The organism is Paenibacillus typhae (assembly GCF_900099765.1).
Lineage (GTDB): Bacteria > Bacillota > Bacilli > Paenibacillales > Paenibacillaceae > Paenibacillus_AQ > Paenibacillus_AQ typhae.
Genome location: NZ_FNDX01000008.1, coordinates 50,798 through 66,122 on the forward strand (window position 1 = coordinate 50,798; position 15,325 = coordinate 66,122).

17 protein-coding genes, 1 pseudogene and 1 riboswitch are annotated in these 15,325 nt (G+C 51.5%); all 18 genes and pseudogenes read left to right on the forward strand.

Going from position 1 to position 15,325, the window contains the following annotated elements; genetic code table 11:
* The first annotated feature begins 25 nt into the window (after window positions 1–25).
* The 18 genes and pseudogenes from BLR64_RS09425 (at window position 26) to BLR64_RS09510 (ending at window position 15,294) form a co-directional block, all read left to right on the forward strand.
* Window positions 26–926, forward strand: a pseudogene (locus tag BLR64_RS09425) (FtsW/RodA/SpoVE family cell cycle protein).
* Between the two features lie 85 nt (window positions 927–1,011).
* The gene (gene spoIIR / locus BLR64_RS09430; RefSeq protein ID WP_090713881.1) at window positions 1,012–1,761 is read left to right on the forward strand and encodes a stage II sporulation protein R; all 750 of its coding nucleotides are present in this window, start codon (window positions 1,012–1,014) and stop codon (window positions 1,759–1,761) included.
* A 149-nt stretch (window positions 1,762–1,910) separates the two neighbouring features.
* A complete protein-coding gene (locus BLR64_RS09435) occupies window positions 1,911–2,483 on the forward strand; it encodes a manganese efflux pump MntP (protein ID WP_090713882.1) in 573 nt (190 codons plus the stop codon).
* A 51-nt stretch (window positions 2,484–2,534) separates the two neighbouring features.
* Window positions 2,535–3,122 carry a low molecular weight protein arginine phosphatase gene (locus tag BLR64_RS09440; RefSeq protein ID WP_090713883.1) on the forward strand — a complete coding sequence of 196 codons (588 nt, stop codon included), beginning with the start codon at window positions 2,535–2,537 and terminating at the stop codon, window positions 3,120–3,122.
* A gap of 50 nt (window positions 3,123–3,172) precedes the next feature.
* A riboswitch (ZMP/ZTP riboswitch) is annotated at window positions 3,173–3,255 on the forward strand.
* A 73-nt stretch (window positions 3,256–3,328) separates the two neighbouring features.
* Complete coding sequence (locus tag BLR64_RS09445) at window positions 3,329–3,982, forward strand: TIGR01440 family protein (RefSeq protein WP_090713884.1); 654 nt, start codon at window positions 3,329–3,331, stop codon at window positions 3,980–3,982.
* Window positions 3,983–4,079: 97 nt separating this feature from the next.
* Window positions 4,080–5,330 (forward strand): serine hydroxymethyltransferase, encoded by a 1,251-nt coding sequence (locus BLR64_RS09450; RefSeq protein ID WP_090713885.1) that lies wholly within the window; start codon window positions 4,080–4,082, stop codon window positions 5,328–5,330.
* A gap of 440 nt (window positions 5,331–5,770) precedes the next feature.
* A complete protein-coding gene (gene upp / locus BLR64_RS09455) occupies window positions 5,771–6,400 on the forward strand; it encodes a uracil phosphoribosyltransferase (protein WP_039877631.1) in 630 nt (209 codons plus the stop codon).
* A gap of 88 nt (window positions 6,401–6,488) precedes the next feature.
* Window positions 6,489–7,625, forward strand: coding sequence for a non-hydrolyzing UDP-N-acetylglucosamine 2-epimerase (gene wecB / locus BLR64_RS09460; protein WP_068728040.1), 1,137 nt, complete (start codon window positions 6,489–6,491; stop codon window positions 7,623–7,625).
* Between the two features lie 183 nt (window positions 7,626–7,808).
* On the forward strand, window positions 7,809–8,042 hold the full coding sequence (locus BLR64_RS09465; RefSeq protein ID WP_090713886.1) for an AtpZ/AtpI family protein: 234 nt from the start codon (window positions 7,809–7,811) through the stop codon (window positions 8,040–8,042).
* Window positions 8,035–8,412, forward strand: coding sequence for an ATP synthase subunit I (locus BLR64_RS09470; protein ID WP_090713887.1), 378 nt, complete (start codon window positions 8,035–8,037; stop codon window positions 8,410–8,412). Before BLR64_RS09465 ends, BLR64_RS09470 begins: the two co-directional genes overlap by 8 nt.
* A gap of 26 nt (window positions 8,413–8,438) precedes the next feature.
* Window positions 8,439–9,206, forward strand: a complete 768-nt coding sequence (gene atpB, locus BLR64_RS09475) for a F0F1 ATP synthase subunit A (protein ID WP_090713888.1) — start codon at window positions 8,439–8,441, stop codon at window positions 9,204–9,206.
* A 107-nt stretch (window positions 9,207–9,313) separates the two neighbouring features.
* Window positions 9,314–9,526, forward strand: a complete 213-nt coding sequence (atpE, locus tag BLR64_RS09480) for a F0F1 ATP synthase subunit C (protein WP_039877624.1) — start codon at window positions 9,314–9,316, stop codon at window positions 9,524–9,526.
* A 97-nt stretch (window positions 9,527–9,623) separates the two neighbouring features.
* Complete coding sequence (atpF, locus tag BLR64_RS09485; protein WP_068728029.1) at window positions 9,624–10,112, forward strand: F0F1 ATP synthase subunit B; 489 nt, start codon at window positions 9,624–9,626, stop codon at window positions 10,110–10,112.
* Window positions 10,109–10,660, forward strand: coding sequence for a F0F1 ATP synthase subunit delta (locus BLR64_RS09490; protein ID WP_090713889.1), 552 nt, complete (start codon window positions 10,109–10,111; stop codon window positions 10,658–10,660). The genes atpF and BLR64_RS09490 overlap by 4 nt, the downstream gene beginning before the upstream one ends.
* An 11-nt stretch (window positions 10,661–10,671) precedes the next feature.
* Window positions 10,672–12,183, forward strand: coding sequence for a F0F1 ATP synthase subunit alpha (atpA, locus tag BLR64_RS09495; RefSeq protein WP_068728027.1), 1,512 nt, complete (start codon window positions 10,672–10,674; stop codon window positions 12,181–12,183).
* A gap of 237 nt (window positions 12,184–12,420) precedes the next feature.
* A complete protein-coding gene (gene atpG / locus BLR64_RS09500; protein ID WP_090713890.1) occupies window positions 12,421–13,287 on the forward strand; it encodes an ATP synthase F1 subunit gamma in 867 nt (288 codons plus the stop codon).
* Window positions 13,288–13,374: 87 nt separating this feature from the next.
* Entirely contained in the window at window positions 13,375–14,775 is a 1,401-nt protein-coding gene (atpD, locus tag BLR64_RS09505; protein WP_068728025.1) for a F0F1 ATP synthase subunit beta, read from the forward strand.
* Between the two features lie 102 nt (window positions 14,776–14,877).
* The gene (locus tag BLR64_RS09510; RefSeq protein WP_068728024.1) at window positions 14,878–15,294 is read left to right on the forward strand and encodes a F0F1 ATP synthase subunit epsilon; all 417 of its coding nucleotides are present in this window, start codon (window positions 14,878–14,880) and stop codon (window positions 15,292–15,294) included.
* Window positions 15,295–15,325: the final 31 nt, after the last annotated feature.

Sequence of the window (15,325 nt, forward strand, 5' to 3'; positions counted from 1 at the left end):
TCCTGTACGGATAGGAGTCTGACTGATGCTGCAGAGATTTAAAAGAATAGACGGGATTACCGTGATTGTGCTGCTTATGCTGATGGGGATCAGTATTTTGTCGATATACAGCGTTACCCACGGCGGAGATGATAAGGGGATGCATATCCAGATGCTCCAGTATTATGGGGCGGGCTTTGTTGTATTTATTGGACTGTCCTTATTTGATTACCGCCTGCTGGTCAAATATGCGCTGTATATTTACATCCTGGGGATTATCATTCTGGTGCTGGTCAGCCTGTTCGGAACCGTGAAGTTTGGTGCCAGAGCCTGGCTGCAGGTGGGCAGCTTCAGCTTCCAGCCGGCTGAGCTTTTTAAGCTGATTCTGATTTTAGCACTATCTTCCCTGCTGGTCCGCCTCGCTAGAAGCCAGCTCCGGTTCCGGCGGGATGTTGTCCCCCTGCAGTGATGACAGCTATCAGACGCGCAATGCGCGGATAGCCATAGGGTCCGGCGGGCTTAGCGGAGAAGGGTACCTGAAAGGGAGCTCTGTCCAGTCAGGCAAAATACCGGTGCTGTACTCTGATGCCATCTTTGCGCAGATCGCCGAGGAATTCGGATTTATTGGTGCAGCAATACTGCTTCTGCTGTTTTTTGTCCTGATTCACCGGATGATTCTGTTTGCGCTGGAATGCAAGGATAAGGCAGGGCCTTTTCTGATTATCGGCATAATTGCGATGCTGCTGTACCAGATTCTCGAGAACATCGGTGCCTATATCGGGCTGATGCCGCTGACAGGCATTACTCTGCCGTTCATCAGCTTTGGCGGTACCTCCATTCTGATCAATATGGCGAGTATGGGCATTGCCATGAGCGTACACTTATACGGGCAGGATGTGGAGGAGGATCTGCCTGCGCCTGCAAATGTATTTTTGAGCAGCCGATAAACTTTTGATAGATTAATAGGTTTGCAGTCTCTCATTTCCGGACATACTGGGGGTATAAGAGGTTCAGGGAGAGGGGCTGCTGAAGATGAAATTATTTTCGCCGGAGAGACAGGAAGCCTTACGGGTTACTTTTAAGCATACTGCCATTTTATTTTCTTTTCTGATGGTGCTGATGATGGTCTGGGAAGGGCAAAAAAGCGATGCGGCAGTAGCGGAGTCTGTGATTCCGCAGGAATCGATCCGTCTGCGCATTCTCGCTAATTCTGACGGAGCCGGAGACCAGCTGGTCAAACGCCAGATCCGCGATGCTGTGGTAGAGCAGATGAACCAGTGGGTATCCGGACTGGAGGACCCGCAGAGCCTGGAACAGGCCCGCTCCTTGATCAAAAGCCATCTGCCGGAGCTGAATAAGCTGGTCGCCCGGGAACTGCTGCAGCGGGAGATTGATTATGATTTCAAGGTCGAGCTTGGCGTTGTGCCATTCCCGACCAAACTGTATGGCGGAACGGTATATCCGGCCGGTGAATATGAAGCAGTGCGCATTACGCTTGGAGCAGGTAAAGGACAAAACTGGTGGTGTGTGCTGTTTCCGCCGCTTTGCTTCATCGATGCGGGGAGCGGCGACGCTGCAGCCAAAGGAACGGAAGTTGCTTCGGCTGCCGGTGCGAAGACAAGTGTTAATAATAAAAGTGCGGATAACAATGATAATAATGCAGTTAACAATACTGCGGCGGGATCTTCAGACGGCGGAGAAGCGGAAGCTCCCGAGGTGCGCTTCTTCCTATGGGATATGCTGAAGAATCTTTGGAGCTGGATCAGCGGGTTATGGGCTTGATCTCCGCAATATATGCCGGGTTATAGACATACCGGGGCGGCTCTGTCCTGACGGAGCCGCTTTTTGCTGCAATAAGCTTTCTTTGGAAGTCATGATTGTCCTAATGCACGCATATCGTTGTTGTACAAGACATTCAGACTTTTGGGGGTATGGGCATGGCAGGGGTTTATCCTGGCTGGGGCCAGATTGTAACGATTGCCATTATGGCAATTGCACTGGGTATGGATGCCTTTTCGCTTGGTGTAGGAATCGGGATGAAGGGCATCCGCCTGCTGCATGTGCTGCAGCTCAGCCTGCTGATCGCGTTTTTTCATGTGCTGATGCCGTTGCTGGGCTTATTCACCGGCAGTTACGTAGGCCATTTACTGGGACAAGTAACGACTTATGCAGCCGGCGGGCTGCTGATTCTGCTGGGCGGGCATATGGTCTGGAACACTTTCCGCAAAGAGGAAAGCACCAGCCGCCCGATGGATCACCGTACGTTCTGGGGGATGCTGATTATCTCGCTGAGTGTGAGCATTGATTCCTTTTCCGTAGGTGTATCCCTGGGCATGTTCGTGGACAGCATCATACTAACCGTGCTGGCCTTCGGAGCCTGCGGCGGCTTCATGGCCATTACCGGCCTGCTGCTGGGCAGGCGGGTGAGCCGGGGACTGGGCGATTACGGGGAGGCGCTTGGCGGGGCGATCCTTTTGGGGTTTGGCTTGCTGTTCATCTTCTGATACAATAACGGCATCAGATTATTAAATGATTCTTTCATGGAGGTGGAAAGCATGCTGCACATTTTATTCGTCTGCACCGGCAATACCTGCCGCAGTCCTATGGCTGAGGGGCTTTTGCGGAAGCTTGCAAAGGAGCGGGGCATCGAGCTTGCAGTGCGGTCTGCAGGCGTTTCCGCCATTTCCGGCACTTCCGTATCCAGACATGCCGCAGCGATTCTGCGTGAAGAAGGCATTAATGAGCCTATGAGCTCTACCCAGCTTAGCAGGGAGGCCGTGAACTGGGCGGATCTGGTGCTGACGCTGACCGGCGGGCACAAACGCCATCTGCTGCAGTATTTTCCGGAGGCAGTATCCAAAACCCATACACTCAAGGAATATGTATATAACGAGGAGTCTGTAAACGGCGATATCAGTGAGCTGGACAGCCTGTATGCCGGGGCAGAGCTCGACATCGCACTGGGCCGGGAGCCCAAGCAGGCGGACCTGCAGCGGATTATTGAAATCCGGCAGCGGATACCGAGCTTCGATATCTCTGACCCGTTTGGGGGCTCGCGGGAGGATTACGAGCTTACAGCTGCCGAGATCCGCACTGCGCTCTACAGTCTGCTCGACAAATTAGAGTCCTTACGCCGTTTGTAAAGATGGTTGATTTTTCGGAGGCTATCCTTTAAGATGTAATAAATATTACCCGGTTCCGGTGTGACTGGCGACAAGTGTGGATGAAACCACGATGGAGCACTGGAATAAACGGCCGGTCGCCTGGGCAAAAGAGCACATCCGCAGCCACCTGCGGACTGCTCTTTTTTGTTTAAATCAGTAAGTAATGCTTGAGGGAGGCTTAAGCAATGGATGAGGTCATGAAGCAGGGCTCGCCTGAAGAACGCGCAGCCCGCATTATATCGGGGCAGACGGAGGTTTCGGCGGGTGCGGAACTTTCGCTTGCAGCAGCTACAGCTGCTATAGTGGGCGAGCTGGCGGAAGCCGGTAAGCTGGGACCCGGAAAAATCCTTGTTGTCGGAGCCAGCACCAGTGAGGTTGCCGGTGTGCGGATCGGCACAGGCGGTGCCCTGGAAGTGGCACAGCAGCTGCTTCAGGGAATACGCCGGATAGCAGATGAGCGGGGCTTTCACACGGTTTATCAGTGCTGTGAACATCTCAACCGCTCTCTGGTCATGGAACGTTCCCTGCTGGAAGCCTTAGGGCTCAGGGAGGTTTCGGCTGTGCCGATTCCGGGGGCCGGCGGCTCTATGGCCGCAGCAGCCTATGGCTCGATGGCTGATCCGGTTTTGGCAGAGACGGTCGAGGCCCATGCCGGGATTGACATCGGCGAGACGCTGATCGGCATGCATCTGCGCCGGGTGGCCGTGCCCTTCCGGCCAAGCCTGCGCTATATCGGTTCAGCCAGAGTGAATGCCGCCTTCAGCAGACCGCCGCTGATCGGCGGTGAACGTGCGGTCTACCGCACGCAGGAGACCAGCGGTTCCCCGCAGTGTGATTAAGGATTAGCGGGATTGAAGATTTGCAGTGTCGTACATCAGCGGGCATGAGTTTTAAAGGATAAGCAAGTATATATTCCACTCAGGGAGGAAGTAAATTATCATGGAACAATTGCGCAAGAGTGACCCGGCAGTACTGGAAGCAATGGGACTGGAGCTGAGCCGTCAGCGTGCCAACATTGAGCTTATCGCATCGGAGAATATCGTCAGTGAAGCTGTAATGGAAGCAATGGGTTCTGTGCTTACGAACAAATATGCCGAAGGTTATCCGGGCAAACGCTATTATGGCGGCTGTGAGGATGTAGACATTGTTGAGAACCTTGCCCGTGACCGTGCCAAGCAGCTGTTCGGCGCCGATCATGCCAATGTTCAGCCGCATTCCGGTGCCCAGGCGAATATGGCGGTCTATCTGGCTGCACTTAATCCCGGGGATACTGTACTCGGAATGAATCTTGCCCATGGCGGCCACCTGACGCACGGAAGTCCGGTGAATGCCTCCGGTTTGCTTTATAACTTCGTAGCTTATGGTGTACAGGAAGATACCTTCCTGATTGATTATGATGAAGTGCGCAAGGCCGCCTTCAAGCACCGTCCAAAGCTGATCGTTGCCGGGGCAAGCGCCTATCCGCGGACCATTGATTTTGAAGCACTCGGCTCCATTGCAAATGATGTCGGCGCACTGTTTATGGTCGATATGGCTCATATTGCCGGCCTCGTCGCTGCCGGATTGCACCCGAGCCCGGTACCGCATGCCCATTTTGTTACAACGACAACCCACAAAACGCTGCGCGGACCGCGCGGAGGGATGATTCTGTGCAGACAGCCTTGGGCTGCTGCAATTGATAAAGCCGTATTCCCTGGCTCCCAGGGCGGACCGCTGATGCACGTTATTGCTTCCAAAGCCGTATCCTTCGGTGAAGCGCTGCAGCCGTCATTTAAGACCTATGCCGAGAATGTAGTGAAAAATGCCAAGGTGCTTGCAGAAACGCTGATCGGTGAAGGGGTTAATATCGTTTCCGGCGGTACGGACAATCACCTGATGCTGCTGGATACCCGTAATCTGAACATCACAGGTAAGGATGCTGAGAAGGTGCTTGATTCTATCGGCATCACTGTAAATAAAAATGCGATTCCGTTTGACCCGACCAGCCCGTTTGTTACAAGCGGTATCCGGATCGGTACGCCTGCAGTTACTTCCCGTGGAATGGACGAGCAGGCGATGACCGTTATCGGCCGTGTGATCGCGAATGTGCTGAAGAATCCTAAGGACGAAACGGTGCTGAGTGAAGCGGCCCGCGAGGTCGCCGAGCTTACTGAAAAATTCCCGATCTATCCTGGTTTGCAGTACTAATATCTGCCCGTTTCATTTGTATAGAGTGGAGCCATGCCCCTGCAAGGACTGTTTTCCGAAGGTCTTAGCGGGGGCTTTTTCTATGCCGGATCTTAACGTTGCATAATGTTCACAATTAAAAATCGGAAATTGTCGATAGATTTCATGAAATATCCATGAAAGTTCATGGAATTTTCATTAAAAACAGTGAAAGAAATGTGAAAGGTATTAAAAATGTGAATTAGCATACACTAAGGCTCGATTTATAACCTGAGAGATTACGGGTTGGGCTCAAAACTGCCTGCAGACCCTTGTTTGAAGGGCGGCAGTTTTATGCAGCTACTTTCCCTTCGGAGGTGAAATACACCTCCGGTGATGATATAATAGACAGGATTTAGCCACCGAAGCGGCAAAAGCGCTTTCTGCGGCTGACAAGACTTACATTTACCGGAGGGACAGAAATGGGAAAATTGGTGATATGCGATCATCCTTTGATTCAGCACAAACTGACATTTATCCGTGATGTGCGGACCAACACAAAAGAATTCAGAGAGCATGTAGATGAAGTGGCTACGCTTATGGCCTATGAAATTACACGGGATATCCCGCTGGAGACAATCACCGTACAGACACCGGTAGCAGAGACAGAGAGCAAGGTTATTTCGGGCAGAATGCTCGGGCTGATTCCGATTCTCCGCGCCGGTCTCGGGATGACCGAGGGAGTCCTCAAACTGCTGCCTGCAGCTAAGGTGGGCCATGTAGGCCTCTTCCGTGACCCGGAAACGCTCCAGCCGGTTGAATATTATATCAAGCTTCCTACAGATGTGCAGGAACGTGAACTCATTGTAATCGATCCGATGCTGGCTACAGGCGGCTCTGCCATTGCGGCGATCACCTCGCTGAAGAACCGCGGCTGCACCCAGATCAAGATGATGAACCTGATCGCAGCTCCTGAAGGTGTTGCGGCGGTACAGGCTGCCCATCCGGATGTGGATATCTATGTAGCAGCACTTGATGATCACCTTAATGATCACGGATACATTGTACCTGGGCTCGGGGATGCCGGAGACCGTTTATACGGAACCAAATAGGAAGTAACAGAGTATTAAAAGGGTAGCTCTGCAAACAGCTATCTATATAGAAGAAAGGGGTGGGAAAGTGTCCAAGAAAATAAAGGTAATGACAATCTTCGGAGTACGTCCGGAAGCAATCAAAATGGCGCCGCTCGTGCTTGAGCTGAACAAGCATCCTGAACATATCGAATCAGTTGTATGCGTAACCGCGCAGCACCGTGAGCTGCTGGATCAGGTACTGGAAGTGTTTAAAATCGTTCCTGATTATGACCTGGACGTTATGAAGGACCGGCAGACACTGAATGAAATCTCCATCCGTGTACTGGAAGGGCTTGAGCCTGTCCTGCGTGAAGCGAAGCCTGATCTGGTGCTTGTCCATGGTGATACACTGACAACCTTCCTGGCGAGTTATGCTTCCTTCCTCCAGCAGATTCAGGTTGGACATGTAGAGGCGGGACTCCGGACCTGGAATAAGCTGTCTCCATACCCGGAGGAAATGAACCGCCAGCTGACAGGGGTTTTGGCAGATCTGCACTTTGCCCCGACCGACTGGTCGGCAGGGAATTTGAGACACGAGAACAAAAAGGAGTCAAGTATCTATATCACAGGCAATACCGTGACCGATGTGTTTCAATATACCGTACAGCCGGACTACCGGCATCCGGTGCTGGATTTTGCGGCGGGAAAAAGATTAATTCTGATGACGGCGCACCGCAGGGAGTCTCAAGGCGAACCGCACCGTCATATTTTCCGTGCTGTTAAAAGAATCGCTGATGAGTTTGAAGATGTAGCTATAGTTTATCCTGTGCATCCGAGCCCTGCAGTCAAGGAGCCGGCGCATGAGATCCTGGGCGGACATCCGAGAATCAAGCTGATCGATCCGCTGGATGTCGTTGACCTGCACAATTTTTATCCGCATACCCACCTGATTTTGACCGATTCCGGCGGCCTGCAGGAGGAAGCTCCCTCCTTTGGGGTTCCTGTGCTTGTGCTGCGTGATACGACCGAGCGCCCGGAAGGGATCGAGGCCGGAACTTTGGAGCTTGTGGGAACGGACGAGGAGAAGGTGTATCAACGGACACATGCTCTGCTGACTGATCAGGCACTGTACCAGTCGATGAGCCGGGCCGCCAACCCGTACGGAGACGGCAAAGCTTCTGAAAGAATTGTCAATGCGATTAAGCACCATTTTGGTGTAAATGCCGATCGTCCTGAAGAATTTCATAAAACGTTCACAAATTAAATTTTACGCTACAAAACCTGATATGCGGCATTGAAAATACAGCATACAGTGAAACTGTACGGTTTGTATGGTTTTGAATAAAAATGCTGTGATTATTTTCATGTTTTCATGCACTTTTGGACAATTTTCATTGAATTGACAAAGAGTCTGGATATTCAGTAAAATTAGTTGGGATTGTAGCCTATGAAAGAGCCGAAGCGTGAAGCAGGGCTGGGAAAAACCGCTCTGGTGATTGCAAGTGCAGGTACTTTGCTTGCCGCTTACATTATTATAGGTATTTTTGCAGCAAGGTGGCTCCAACGCCTGATCGGCGGCTCGGAAATCTGGGTTGCGGTCGGTGCGATTTCCGGTATGGCTCTGGGAATTATCAATGTCGCCCTGTTAATCAAAAAATTTCTGGGGGAGCAAAATGGATAATATGACTCCCATGATCAATGCCGTAACAAGGGTCACATTTGTACTCATGGCAGGATTGCTGATGGGATATGCTCTTCATCATGAAACCCGTGCAGTCACACTAGGGATGACACTCGGTTTGGTTGCGGGTATTGTGAACTTCCGTTATCTTGCCGTAAAAGTGCGGCGGGTAGCCGAATCGGTTGCGAATAATGAGGGGAAGGCTTTCAGTCTCGGGTTTGTCACGCGGATCAGCTTTGCCATTCTGGTGACCATGTTCTCGGTCAAGATTGAGCATTTCTCGCTGGAGGCTACCATTGCTGGAATCTTTATTCCCCAGCTTCTCTCTATTCCGGTAGGGATTTATCTGAGTGTTAAGAACAAGCTTTAAGATTAAAGGGAAAGGGGGATGATACCATGCATGAAATGCCAATAATCTATCTTGGCAGCATACCAATTGATTTATCTGCCGTACTGACACTGCTAATCAGTTCCGTTATTGTTTTCGTTCTGGTGATGCTGTCTGTCCGCAATTTGTCTGTCGATAACCCGTCCAGACTTCAGAATTTTATGGAGTGGGTAGTTGAATTCGTACAAGGGGTTATCAGCAGTGCAATGGACCTGAAGAAGGGCAAGCCTTACATATCATTGGGATTGACGCTGATACTGTTTATCTTTGTCTCCAATCTCCTTGGTCTGCCTTTTTCCTTTATCACTGAGGCCCATGAGCCGGTGTACATTTTTGGACACGTCATTGATGCGACCAAAAACCTGACACACGGCGAGCATGTGGAGCTGCTCTGGTATAAGTCACCGACAGCGGATATCAACATTACAGCCGGTCTTGCGATTATCGTTTTCGTACTGATGAACTTCCTGGGCATCAAGCAGAACGGCAAGCATTATTTCAAGCACTATATTGAGCCGTTTCCGATTTTCCTGCCGCTCAACATCATCGAAAACCTGGCTAAGCCGGTTGCACTGGCTATTCGTTTGTTCGCGAATATCTTTGCAGGTGAGGTTCTGATCACTGTAATTCTGAAGCTGGGAATCTTAAGTATACCGTTCCTTGCAGTCTGGCAGGGCTTCAGTATTTTCGTCGGGGCGCTCCAGGCATTCATTTTCACGATACTGACGATGGTGTACATCGCACAGATGACGATTCACGAAGAAGAAGCGCATTAATGAACTGCCGTGAGGCAGCGCGGCAATTGTCATGCGGGTTTCGCGGGAGATTTCAATATCATTAAAACACACAAAAAATGAACCGAAATTAAAGGAGGATATTTTCAATGGAATTTTTGGCAGCAGCAATCGCGGTTGGTTTGGGCGCACTCGGCGCAGGTCTTGGTAACGGTATGATCGTCAGCAGAACGGTAGAATCTATCGCCCGTCAGCCGGAAGCACGTAACGCACTGCAGACTACTATGTTTATCGGTGTAGGTATCGTCGAAGTTATTCCTTTGGCGGCAACGGTTATTGCATTCTTGATCATGTTTTCTTAATAAACCGTTCCTACGGTTTGGCGGGGAGGGCTGGTGCCATCCGCGCCTTACTTTTGTATATATCCGCACACCGCGGTAACGGAAAGGAGTGACCACAGTGACTATAGTATGGACCAACATAGTATTTTCAATTGTCGCATTTGTAATCCTGTATATCCTGCTCAGTAAATATGCTTTCAGCAAACTGTTCGGAATTATGGAAAAACGCCGTGAGCTAGTGCTGCAGCAGATGGATGAAGCAGCTAAGACCAGGGAGCAGGCGGTCGCTTACGTGGAAGAGCAGAAGCAGGCTTTGCAAAAGGCGCGCGAAGAGGCCAAACAGATTATTCAGCAATCGCAGGCTACCAGCCTCAACCAGGCTGACAAGCTGATCGACCAGGCTAAAGTTGAAGCTGCCCGTCTCAAAGACGAGGCTGTCCGCGATATTGCAAACGAAAAGAACAAGGCAGTGGAAGCGCTGCGCAGCGAGCTCGGATCTGCTTCCGTCCGTATCGCATCCAAGCTGCTTGAGAAAGAAGTTAAGGCTGACGGCGAACAGGAGCAGCTCGTTGACCAGTACCTCAAAGAGGTAGGAGGCCGATCATGAGCGGCAGTGCGGTAGTTGCCAAACGTTACGCCAAAGCCCTGTACAGTGCCGCGGTGGAGAAGGGTAATACGCTTGAAGTGGAAGAGCAGCTTAAGACACTGGTAACAGTGCTTCATTCCGATGAAGATGTGAAACGGTTCATTCTTGCGCCGCGCATCTCCCAGTCCGATAAGCTGAAGGTGCTGCGCACCGCACTTGAAGGCAAGCTCTCCGAAGCGGTACTGAACACGGTTGAACTATTGGTGGAGCGGGGCAGAACCGATATTTTTGCTGATCTGCTGGAAGCGTACGTGAAAATAGAAGGTGAAGCCCTGGGTATCGGTGATGCAACGGTATACTCCACATATGCGCTGAGCCAGGAAGAACAGGAGCATGTGGCTCAGGAGTTCAGTCAGCTTACGAACCGCAAGATCCGGGTTACGAATCTCGTTGACAAGAGCCTTCTGGGCGGATTGAAGGTCGTTATCGGCGATACGCTGTATGATGGCAGCCTGTCTGGCAAGCTTGCACGTCTTGAAAAATCTTTTAATGATAAGCATAGAAGATAGGGGTGAGGATATTGAGCATTAGACCTGAAGAGATCAGCAGTTTGATCAAAAGTCAAATTGAGCAATATAAAGCCGATATTGAAGTGGCCGAAATCGGCACCGTCATTCAAGTCGGCGACGGTATCGCCCGTGTCTACGGTCTGGAAAACGCGATGGCAGGAGAACTGCTGGAGTTCTCCAACGGAGTAGTGGGCATGGCGCTCAACCTGGAAGAAAGCAACGTCGGTGTTGTTATCCTGGGTGAGTACAAGGAAATTCGCGAAGGCGACCAAGTTAAACGTACCGGACAAATTATGCAGGTACCTGTAGGCGAAGCCCTTCTGGGCCGCGTAGTGAATCCGCTGGGTCAGCCGCTTGACGGCAAAGGCCCGATTGCAACTACAGAATTCCGCCCGGTTGAAAGCAATGCACCTGGCGTTATCGACCGTAAATCGGTTCATGAGCCTATGCAGACAGGTCTTAAAGCCATCGACGCGATGGTGCCGATCGGCCGCGGACAGCGCGAGCTGATTATCGGTGACCGTCAGACTGGTAAAACGGCAATTGCCATTGATGCTATCATCAACCAAAAGGGCAATGGCATGAAATGTATTTACGTTGCCATTGGCCAGAAGCAATCTACAGTTGCTCAGGTTGTGGAAACCCTCCGCCGCCACGGTGCACTGGAATATACAATCGTAGTAACGGCATCGGCTTCCGAGCCTTCCCCGCTCCTGTATATTGCTCCGTACGCAGGCTGTGCGATGGGTGAATACTTCATGTACAAAGGCGAGCACGTTCTGGTTATCTATGATGACCTTTCGAAGCAGGCTTCCGCTTACCGCGAATTGTCCCTGCTGCTCCGCCGTCCACCGGGCCGCGAGGCGTTCCCTGGTGACGTATTCTACCTGCACTCCCGTCTGCTTGAGCGTGCAGCGAAGCTGAGCGATGAGCTTGGAGGAGGTTCATTAACCGCCCTTCCGTTCATCGAAACACAGGCTTCCGACGTATCAGCTTACATTCCTACGAACGTAATCTCGATTACAGACGGCCAAATCTTCCTTGAATCCGACCTGTTCTACTCCGGTCAGCGTCCGGCGATCAACGTCGGTATCTCCGTATCCCGTGTAGGCGGCTCGGCGCAGATCAAAGCGATGAAGAAGGTTGCCGGCTCGCTCCGTCTGGATCTGGCCCAATACCGTGAGCTTCAGGCGTTCTCCCAGTTCGGCTCCGATCTCGATAAATCTACGCAGGCCCGTCTGAACCGCGGTGCCCGGATGATGGAAATTCTCAAACAGGGCGTTAACCAGCCGCTGTCTGTAGAACATCAGGTTATCAGCTTGTATACAGCAGTCAAAGGCCACCTTGATGACATTCCGGTCAAAGACGTTAGACGCTTCGAGAAGGAATTCCTGGCCTTTGTGGATACCAACGGTGCTGCAATCGTTCAATCCATCACGGATACCAAGGACCTGACTGCAGATAACGAGGCTGCCCTCAAAGAAGCTATCGACAAATTCAAAAGAGGCTTTGCGACCAGTTAATCGTTAATACACATAGAATGACAGTCTGAACCGGAGGCCCGGTGTGAGCCGGGCTCAGGCAGGCTCTTATGAAGATGGCTTTGGCTTCATCAAAGCTTGGATAATGCTTACGAAGATAGCTTTGACTTCGTCAAAGCTTAGTAGATGCTTACGAAGATAGCTTTGACTTCGTCAAAGCTTAGTAGATGCTTACGAAGATAGCTTTGACTCCGTCAAAGCTTTAAGGTGGTGAAAATCATGGCAAGAAGCATGCGTGATATTAAACGTCAAATCAAAAGCGTTCAAAACACCAGACAGATCACCAAGGCGATGGAGATGGTAGCCGCTTCGAAGCTGCGCAAGGCGCAGGAGAAGGCAGAGGCTGCCCGTCCGTACTCGGAGAAGCTGAAAGAGGTTGTAACGAACATTGCCGCTGCCACCCAGGATGTGACCCATCCGATGCTGGTAAGCCGTCCGGTGAAAAAGACCGCCTATCTCATCGTTACCTCCGACAGAGGACTCGCCGGCGGGTACAATGCCAATATTCTGCGTAAGCTGACCATGCTGCTGGCAGAAAAGCATAAATCCAAGGATGAGTACGCCCTGTTCGTAATCGGCCGCAAAGGCCGTGACTTCTTGCGCCGCCGCGAATATCCGATTGTGGAGGAAGTAACCGAAATGTCAGATTCGCCTAAGTTCTCTGACATCAAGTCGATTGCTTATTCTGCAGTGCAGCAGTTTGAAACGGGTGTCTACGACGAGCTGTACATCTGTTATAACCGGTTCGTCAATGCGATTAGCCAGGTTCCTACTGTTGACCGGCTGCTGCCGATGGATGCGGTAAGCGGAGGACACCATGAAGCAAGCGCAAACTACGAATATGAGCCTTCTCCTGAAGGCGTGCTCGGAGTATTGCTTCCGAAATACGCAGAAACGCTGATTTACAGCGCCGTTCTGGACGGCAAGGCCAGTGAGCTGGGGGCGAAAATGACAGCGATGGGCAGTGCAACGAAGAACGCGTCGAAGATGATCGGCGAACTTAGACTTACTTATAACCGTGCCCGTCAGGCGGCAATCACTCAGGAAATTACCGAGATTGTGGCCGGAGCGAACGCGCAGTCTTAAAGATCAGGAAACGGGGGCCTACGCCGCAGGTGAAGGTATTCTCCGTTTCTTCTCAATGCAACAGCTTTCGAGGAGGGAAATAATAAGATGAACAAAGGACGCGTTGTAAGCATTATGGGTCCGGTTGTCGATATTGAATTTGAACGCGGCCAGCTGCCCGAGATTTTCAACGCTATCAAGATTGTAACCAGCTTGGAAAACGGCCGTGCCATTGATTTGACCCTTGAGGTATCCAATCACCTGGGTGATAATCTGGTTCGTTGTATTGCTATGTCATCCACTGACGGACTTGTCCGCGGAATTGAAGCCCTTGACCAGGGCGGTCCAATCTCCGTTCCGGTTGGTGCAGCTACACTGGGCCGCGTGTTCAACGTACTGGGTAACCCTATTGATAACGGTGCTGAAATTGTAGCAGCAGAGCGTAACCCGATTCACCGTCTGGCTCCGACCTTTGATGAACTGTCCACACAGGCAGAAATCCTGGAAACAGGAATCAAGGTTATCGACCTGCTGGCTCCTTACGCCAAGGGCGGTAAAATCGGCCTGTTCGGCGGTGCCGGCGTTGGTAAAACCGTAACGATTCAGGAACTGATCAACAACATTGCACAGGAGCACGGCGGTATCTCCGTATTTGCAGGTGTTGGTGAACGTACCCGTGAAGGTAATGACCTGTATCATGAAATGACGGATTCGGGCGTTATCAAGAAAACCGCAATGGTGTTCGGACAAATGAATGAGCCGCCGGGCGCACGTCTTCGTGTAGCTCTGACCGGTCTGACCATGGCGGAGTATTTCCGTGATGTGGAAGGCCGCGACACGCTGCTCTTTATCGATAATATATTCCGCTTCACCCAGGCGGGTTCCGAAGTATCGGCCCTGCTCGGCCGTATGCCTTCCGCGGTAGGTTACCAGCCTACACTGGCTACAGAAATGGGTCAGCTGCAGGAGCGCATCACTTCCACCAAAAAAGGCTCCGTTACCTCGATCCAGGCGATCTACGTACCGGCGGATGACTATACTGACCCTGCTCCGGCGACGGCGTTTGCCCATCTGGATGCAACGACCAACCTTGAGCGCAAGATTTCCGAGAAAGGGATTTTCCCTGCGGTAGATCCGCTGGCATCCAGCTCGCGTATCCTTGCTCCGGAGATTGTCGGGGAAGAGCACTACAACGTGGCACAGGGCGTTAAGCAGCTGCTGCAGCGTTATACAGAGCTTCAGGATATCATTGCGATCCTGGGTATGGATGAGCTGAGTGAGGAAGACAAGGTTATTGTGGCACGTGCCCGTAAAGTTGAACGCTTCCTGTCCCAGCCTTTCCACGTAGCAGAGCAATTCACCGGATTCAAGGGCAAATACGTTCCAATCAAGGAAACTGTACGCAGCTTCAAGGAAATTCTGGATGGCAAGCACGATGATCTTCCGGAAGCAGCTTTCCTCTTTGTAGGTACGATTGAAGAAGCGGTCGAAAAAGCGAAATCCCTGTAATCAGTCAAGATCTGGCTTTCGATAGCGAACTTCACTTCGTAAAGCTAAAGCCTATGCTTTCGATGCGAGCTTAACGAAGTTAAGCTTTTAGGAGGAATGAAAGTGAATACCTTTCTGCTTGAAATTGTCACACCGGAGCGCCTTGTTTACTCCAAGCAGGTTACCAGCCTGACTGTACGCGGAGTCGACGGGGAGCTGGGCATTTTGCCGGGACATATTCCGCTGGTGACACCACTTCAGGTTGCTCCGCTCACTGTGAAATCGGAGGGTCTTACGACCACTATCGCTGTTCATGGCGGGTTCGTGGAAGTGCATAAAGACAAAGTAACGGTTCTGGCCGAAAGTGCCGAGCTGCCTACCGATATTGATGTTGAACGCGCCGAAGCGGCTAAGGAACGGGCTCAGCGCCGTCTTCAGTCACGCAGCAAACAGGATGAAATTGATCACCGTCGTGCGGAGCTGGCGCTTCAGCGCGCCGTTACACGGATCAAGGTGTCCACCGGAAAAGGACAACAGTAATCAAACCGCGGTCAAGCCTATGGCTTGGCCG

Coding starts and splice junctions, on each gene's coding strand:
- atpE (WP_039877624.1), top strand. CDS start 9,314: ATGGAATTTTTGGCAGCAGCAATCGCGGTTGGTTTGGGCGCACTCGGC.
- BLR64_RS09435 (WP_090713882.1), top strand. CDS start 1,911: ATGGGCATGGCAGGGGTTTATCCTGGCTGGGGCCAGATTGTAACGATT.
- wecB (WP_068728040.1), top strand. CDS start 6,489: ATGACAATCTTCGGAGTACGTCCGGAAGCAATCAAAATGGCGCCGCTC.
- BLR64_RS09440 (WP_090713883.1), top strand. CDS start 2,535: ATGCTGCACATTTTATTCGTCTGCACCGGCAATACCTGCCGCAGTCCT.
- BLR64_RS09465 (WP_090713886.1), top strand. CDS start 7,809: ATGAAAGAGCCGAAGCGTGAAGCAGGGCTGGGAAAAACCGCTCTGGTG.
- atpG (WP_090713890.1), top strand. CDS start 12,421: ATGGCAAGAAGCATGCGTGATATTAAACGTCAAATCAAAAGCGTTCAA.
- upp (WP_039877631.1), top strand. CDS start 5,771: ATGGGAAAATTGGTGATATGCGATCATCCTTTGATTCAGCACAAACTG.
- BLR64_RS09490 (WP_090713889.1), top strand. CDS start 10,109: ATGAGCGGCAGTGCGGTAGTTGCCAAACGTTACGCCAAAGCCCTGTAC.
- BLR64_RS09470 (WP_090713887.1), top strand. CDS start 8,035: ATGGATAATATGACTCCCATGATCAATGCCGTAACAAGGGTCACATTT.
- spoIIR (WP_090713881.1), top strand. CDS start 1,012: ATGAAATTATTTTCGCCGGAGAGACAGGAAGCCTTACGGGTTACTTTT.
- atpB (WP_090713888.1), top strand. CDS start 8,439: ATGCATGAAATGCCAATAATCTATCTTGGCAGCATACCAATTGATTTA.
- BLR64_RS09445 (WP_090713884.1), top strand. CDS start 3,329: ATGGATGAGGTCATGAAGCAGGGCTCGCCTGAAGAACGCGCAGCCCGC.
- atpD (WP_068728025.1), top strand. CDS start 13,375: ATGAACAAAGGACGCGTTGTAAGCATTATGGGTCCGGTTGTCGATATT.